This window comes from Chelonobacter oris, from assembly GCF_000772535.1.
GTDB classification, from domain to species: domain Bacteria; phylum Pseudomonadota; class Gammaproteobacteria; order Enterobacterales; family Pasteurellaceae; genus Chelonobacter; species Chelonobacter oris.
On the sequence record NZ_JSUM01000001.1, the window covers coordinates 132,063 to 138,089 of the forward strand.

Annotated in this window: 5 protein-coding genes; all 5 read right to left on the minus strand. The window is 44.8% G+C overall.

Annotated features, from left to right (window positions below; translation table 11 throughout):
• Positions 1 to 6: 6 nt before the first annotated feature.
• Positions 7 to 720, minus strand: a complete 714-nt coding sequence (locus tag OA57_RS00615) for a helix-turn-helix transcriptional regulator (RefSeq protein WP_034612066.1) — start codon at positions 718 to 720, stop codon at positions 7 to 9.
• Between the two features lie 260 nt (positions 721 to 980).
• Positions 981 to 2,009 carry an ABC transporter permease gene (locus OA57_RS00620; protein ID WP_052122309.1) on the minus strand — a complete coding sequence of 343 codons (1,029 nt, stop codon included), beginning with the start codon at positions 2,007 to 2,009 and terminating at the stop codon, positions 981 to 983.
• A 27-nt stretch (positions 2,010 to 2,036) separates the two neighbouring features.
• Positions 2,037 to 3,575, minus strand: coding sequence for a sugar ABC transporter ATP-binding protein (locus tag OA57_RS00625; protein ID WP_034612069.1), 1,539 nt, complete (start codon positions 3,573 to 3,575; stop codon positions 2,037 to 2,039).
• Positions 3,576 to 3,636: 61 nt separating this feature from the next.
• Positions 3,637 to 4,566, minus strand: coding sequence for a substrate-binding domain-containing protein (locus OA57_RS00630; RefSeq protein ID WP_034612072.1), 930 nt, complete (start codon positions 4,564 to 4,566; stop codon positions 3,637 to 3,639).
• Positions 4,567 to 4,838: 272 nt separating this feature from the next.
• The gene (locus OA57_RS00635) at positions 4,839 to 5,975 is read right to left on the minus strand and encodes a Gfo/Idh/MocA family protein (protein ID WP_034612075.1); all 1,137 of its coding nucleotides are present in this window, start codon (positions 5,973 to 5,975) and stop codon (positions 4,839 to 4,841) included.
• Positions 5,976 to 6,027 lie beyond the last annotated feature (52 nt).

Consider the following 6,027-nt stretch of genomic DNA (forward strand, 5'->3'; position numbering starts at 1 on the left):
TTTCCTTTACTTATCGGCGCAATTGCGCAGGTGCAGATATACGGTGTGCGTAGAAATGCCCAATAGATCTGCGATCGCTTTGGTTGCGCCTTTAAGCTCAAAAAGTCCTTGCTGATATAGCGCGGTAATAATGGATTTATTTTTATTGTTGGCGCTTATAGTGGGATCATTGCTGACTTTTGCGATGACTTTTTCAATTGTGTGGTGGAATAAATCGTCCATATTTTCGGCAAACAGCTCTTTTTCATGGTTTTCGTCCGTTCCTTGCCCATACTTTTTATGATCGTTGGGGTTTAATAAAAAAGACATAAAATCTTGTAACGGCGTATCAAGGTTTAAATTGACGCAAATTAAGCCGATAATTCGTGCATTTTCTCCTCGAATGGCTTGTGTGATAGAACGCATTTTTTGACCGCTCTTGCTGTGAGTGAAGTAGGCTTGCGTAACAAAAATTTGTTCTTGGTGCATTTTCTTCAGCATATTTAATGCGGTACTGGTGATCGGAGCACCGATACTCCGTCCGGTAAGGTGTGAATTGACAATATGTACAACCGATTGTTGTAGATTTTCTAACGAATGGAGAACCACTTCACAATCATCGCCCAATAAGTTGTTCAACATATCTAAAACGGGTTCGTGAGAACGGAGAATTAATTTATCTACCTCTGTTAAAGGGGTATGGAGTGTCGGAAACGAATCATTTCTTTTCTGGTTTTTCATTTTTAATATACTCAAATATATTTTATTCTAATAGAAATTGATTAATTAAAGTTGATTTTATAATTATTCACAATCAAAATTTGTTTATTATGTGATCGATATCTATTATTTTTTTGAGTATTGATGATTTATTCTATTTTTATGATAAGCCGTCGGCGGTTGTCTACCTAGTGGAGGCAATTCTTATCAACGTCGATAAAGATAAAAAAGCCGAATAAAATGATTTTTATTCGGCTTCAATAATGATTGGCCGGCTTAAATTACATTGCACCTCTGCGGCTTTTCGCATAGGTATCAAACGATACCGCAAGAATGATAATGGCGCCCATGATGATTTGTTGGTAGTAGGCGGAAACGTCCATCAGCACCAAGCCGTTGATCAGCACCCCCATGATAATCGATCCGAAAATAGTGCCGGTGATCCGACCATAGCCGCCCATCAGGGAAGTACCGCCGATAACGACCGAGGCAATCACCCGTAATTCGAATGCCACGCCGGCAACGGATTCGGCACTGCCCAAACGGGCGCTGAGAATAAAGCCGGCCAATCCGGCTAAGGCACCGATAACGACATATACGCTGACCAAAGTGCGGTTGATGTTGACACCGGCTAAACGAGCAGCTTCAGGATTACCGCCGACGGCGTACACATAACGCCCCCAGCGGGTTTTATGCAATGCGATATAACCCAGAATAGCGACAATGGCAAAGATGACGACCGGTACCGGTACGCCCAGTAAATCGCCGCGTCCCCACCAGCGGTAGCCTTGATCAAAACCGGCAATCGGTGCGCCGTCATTGATAACCAAGGTGAGACCGCGCCAAATGGTCATGCCGCCCAGTGTGACGATAAAAGGCGGAATTTTCAGTTTGGTTACGCCCAAACCGTGCAGCCAGCCGATAAAGGTACCCATCGCAAGGCAGATCCCTAGGCCGACCAACCAGCTCATGCCGCCCCAAGCGCCGGGTTCGACGGTGACGGCATTGTCACCTTTGATGATATGGGCGGCAAAAATGGCGCAGACCGCCAGAACCGAACCGACGGAAAGATCGATCCCCGCAGTCAAAATAACAAAGGTCATGCCGACGGCCATAATGCCGAAAATCGACACTTCAGTCAGAATATTGAAGATATTGCGTTCGGATAGAAACGCACTATTTTGAAACTGGAAAAAAATAACTAAAAAGACTAAAAAAACCAACACCCCGAAGCGTTCAAAAAACGCAATCGGATCTTTTTTACCGTTTTCATCTACAATACCTAAATTTTTTAGCATATTCTCAAACATAATAATTTCCTTATCTTGCAAGGCTGATTAATGCCGGTTAACACCGATAGCCATCATTGACATGAGTTTTTCTTCTGTTGCGTCGTCGCCGTGTATTTCACCCGTGACTTTTCCTTCCGACAGGGTGATAATCCGGTCGGAAATCGCCATGATTTCAGGGAGATCCGACGAAATAACCAATACGGCAACACCTTTTTTCGCCATATCAAACAGAACTTGATGGACTTCGGATTTTGCCCCGACATCGATTCCGCGTGTCGGCTCGTCAACAATCAATACTTTGGGATTCAAAGACATACAACGGGCAAGAATGATTTTTTGTTGATTGCCGCCGGATAATTTGCGGGCTTCCAGTGATGAACTGGCCATTTTGATGCGTAGTGCCTGACGATAAGATTCAATGACATCGCTTTCTTTGGTTTCATTCACAAACCAGCGCATACTGAGGAGATTTTTCAAATTAGATAAGGTCATGTTGGTTCTGATCGGCAAACCGAGTACCAGCCCCTCTTTTTTACGATCTTCGGGAACCAGAGCGACTCCCTTGTCTAAAGCCTCCAACGGAGAAGCGGCATGATAGGCTTCGTCGTTCAAGGTGATTTTTCCGGATTGATATTCATCCGCGCCAAAAAGGCAACGGGCGATTTCGGTTCGTCCGGCGCCGACCAGTCCGGCTATCCCCAGCACTTCGCCTTGATGAATATCAAAACTGACATCATGTAGCGCAATGCCGTGCGGATCCAGCTGCGGTTTTTCTTTTTTCAGGTTGCGAACGGACAGCACTACCGGTTTATCTTTATGTTGTGTTTCACTTGCCGGGCGGCGGTTAAACATGACGTTCCTACCGACCATCATGCGGATGATTTCGTCTACATTGGTTTCGGAAACATTGCCTTGTCCGGTATATTTGCCGTCTTGAAAAACAGTAAAACGATCACAGAGTGCAAACACTTCGTTTAAGCGGTGGGTAACATAAATAATGCTGACACCGCGCTGTTTTAAATCCCTGACGATTTGGTGCAGCGTTTCGACTTCTTTATCGCTTAATGCTGCTGACGGTTCGTCCATAATAATCAATTTGGCATTCAGGGTAAGGGCGCGGGCAATCTCCACCATTTGCTGTTTTGCCACACTTAATGAGGCGACCTGAGCATTCGGTGAAATATTGAGTTTCAGATTATCCAGTACCATTTTGGCTTCTTGTTCCAGATTTTTGCGATCGACAAAAATGCCGTTATGTAGTGGCTCTCTACCAAGAAAAAAGTTTTCCGCCACCGTCATGTTCGGTAACAGGTTAAATTCTTGATAAATGGTAACGATACCCTGCAGTTGTCTGGCGTGTGGGGTATCATTGATATCCAGTGTTTTACCGTTAAAAATAATATCGCCGCTGGTTTGCGGCTGCGCACCGGACAAGGCTTTCAGCAATGTTGATTTGCCTGCGCCGTTTTCTCCCAACAGCGCATGGACTTCACCGGCGGCAACGTCCAACTGTACGCCGTTCAATGCCATCACGCCGGAGAAACTTTTACTCAGGTTCTGGACTTTTAATAAAGGAACTGACATATAAACCTCACGGATTCGGCCTTTATATTTCACTATATAAAGGCCAAAATTTAGCTTCTGATTATTTTACTTCTCCGATTCGCTCAGCATCGTTCAGGTTGCTTTGAGTAATAATGGTCGGTGCAAAATCAAGTCCCTGAACATCACCTTCACCGCGAGCTTTGGCAACAACCTGCTCAAGTGCGGTTTTTACCGCATAGCTCGGACGTTGATCCGCCGTGGCATACAGCCAACCGTCTTTGATTCTGGATAATGCTTCAGGGCCGGCGTCAAAACCGGTCACTAATATATCGCCGGCTTTGTAGCCCAATCCGGTTAAGGCTTCGATGGCGCCTAACGCCATGTCGTCATTGGCGGATAAAATTACGTCCGGTTTTTGTTTCAGAGTCGGCAGCACACTTTCAATAATGCGTAAGCCTTCTGAACGCAGCCAGTTACCGGTTTGATCGACTAAAATGGTATATTTCGCCTCTTTCAGCCCTTCACGAATCCCGTTCATCCGCTCGATATTAGAGCTGGATCCCGGTTGCCCGCTAAGCAGAATAATATTGGCACCGTCCGGAAATTGGGATTTAACAACATTGGCGATTTCTTGCCCGCCGGTATAGTTATTGGCGCCAAAGTGGGCAATCGGCTCGCTGCTTTGCACTTTGCGATCCAGTGTGGCGGCTGGAATTTTTTCATCGATAATTTCTTCTACCGCCGCTGCAATCGCATTGACATCATTCGGGGCGATAATAATGCCTTTAGCGCCTTTGGTGATGGCATTTTCCAGATCGGCAGCTTGTTTGGTGGAGCTGCTTTGGCCGTCTAATACCTGCAAGTTGACTTGCAATTCTTTGGCGGTATTCATTGCGGATTTGGAAAGCTGGACTTCAAAAGGGCTGGATAAATTCGGCAGGCTGAAAACGACCAGCTCATCTTGCGCGTAAACGCTAAATGCCAATGTGCTTGCCAATAAAGAAAGGGCCAATTTACTGCATTTTTTCATATATTCACCTCATGATATTGAATGTGGCATCATACGATTAGAAAAAACATCAATCATAGATACGTCATTTTATTTATCGAATAATTAAGACGTGTAATGTGATTTATTTAATACCGAATAAAAAATCAAGATATTAAAAATATGAAATGTTTAATTCATTTCATGGGGTGAGAATAGCATGCAGTGGCTTTCTGTCAATTGAGATTGGAAATTATGTTTCATTTCTGTTAAGCAGATCATAAAAATGATCTGCTTATTTCATTTAGGAGGGGTTAATCGATTTGGCCGACATCAACCCAACGTTTGATTTCAGCCGATTTGGCAATAGCCTCCAAGATTCGAGAAACTCTATAACCTTCGGCGAAATCCGGCCACATCGGTTTATTTTCAGTTAAGCCTACTATCAAATCCCGTACTTCAACGGTTTTTTGATCATTAAAGCCGATACCGTGTCCGGCACTGACACAGAACGGTTTGTAATCGGGGTGTAGCGGGCCGGTCAAAATCGTTTTGAAGCCTTGGCGTGCAGGGTCGTTATCGTGCAGATACAATTTTAATTCAGCCATGCGTTCTTGCGTGTAACTGATGGTGCCTTTGGTGCCGGTAACGACATAGGTCAATCCCATTTTTCTGCCACAGGCGATTCTTGAGGTCTCGATCGTCCCCATCGTACCGTTGGCAAAACGCAATAAGGCACTGGCTTGATCTTCATTTTCTACATCAATCAGTTTAGTTTTATCTTGCGGATCAGGGCGTTGTTTGATCACGGTTTGTAAATCGCCGCTGACACTGACAATCTCTTCACCCAGCAAATATTGCGCCATATTGACAATATGGGCGCCAATATCCCCCAATGCGCCCAAGCCGGCCTTGGCGCGGTAGCAATGCCAATCAATCGGGGTATTCGGACTGGCAAGATAATCTTCGTTATGAGTACCGTAAAAATGAATTACATCACCGATTTCGCCATTAGCAATGATCTCTCTTGCCAGCTGGCTGGTCGGATTTTTCATATAATTAAAGCCGACTAAGGTTTTGATTCCCGCTTGTTCCGCCGCATCATACATCGCTTTGGCTTCAAGTGCGGTCAGCGCCAGCGGCTTTTCGGAATAAACATGTTTGCCGTGTTTAATCGCTGCTAATGCAATTTCTTTATGCAGAAAATTGGGGGTACAAATATCCACCACATCAATATTCGGATCACTGACCACTTCGCGCCAATCGCCGGTTGAACGTTTAAAGCCGAATTCCTGTGCTTTCTGCGCCGCCAGCTCATCAGTGATTTCTGCTAAATATTCCAGTTCCAACTTTCCTTGAAGGTTGAATACGGTTGGTGCCTGGGCATAGGCAATTGCGTGGCAACGTCCGATATAACCGGTGCCGATAAGCCCCACTCTGACTTTTTTCATGATTTCCCCTTTTATATTTTTCCTTCCAAAATCAACAGGCAGATATTCAACC

What these genes read in the sequence shown, in the direction of transcription:
- OA57_RS00615 (WP_034612066.1), bottom strand. Translation starts at nt 720, where the DNA reads ATGAAAAACCAGAAAAGAAATGATTCGTTTCCGACACTCCATACCCCT.
- OA57_RS00625 (WP_034612069.1), bottom strand. Translation starts at nt 3,575, where the DNA reads ATGTCAGTTCCTTTATTAAAAGTCCAGAACCTGAGTAAAAGTTTCTCC.
- OA57_RS00635 (WP_034612075.1), bottom strand. Translation starts at nt 5,975, where the DNA reads ATGAAAAAAGTCAGAGTGGGGCTTATCGGCACCGGTTATATCGGACGT.
- OA57_RS00630 (WP_034612072.1), bottom strand. Translation starts at nt 4,566, where the DNA reads ATGAAAAAATGCAGTAAATTGGCCCTTTCTTTATTGGCAAGCACATTG.
- OA57_RS00620 (WP_052122309.1), bottom strand. Translation starts at nt 2,009, where the DNA reads ATGTTTGAGAATATGCTAAAAAATTTAGGTATTGTAGATGAAAACGGT.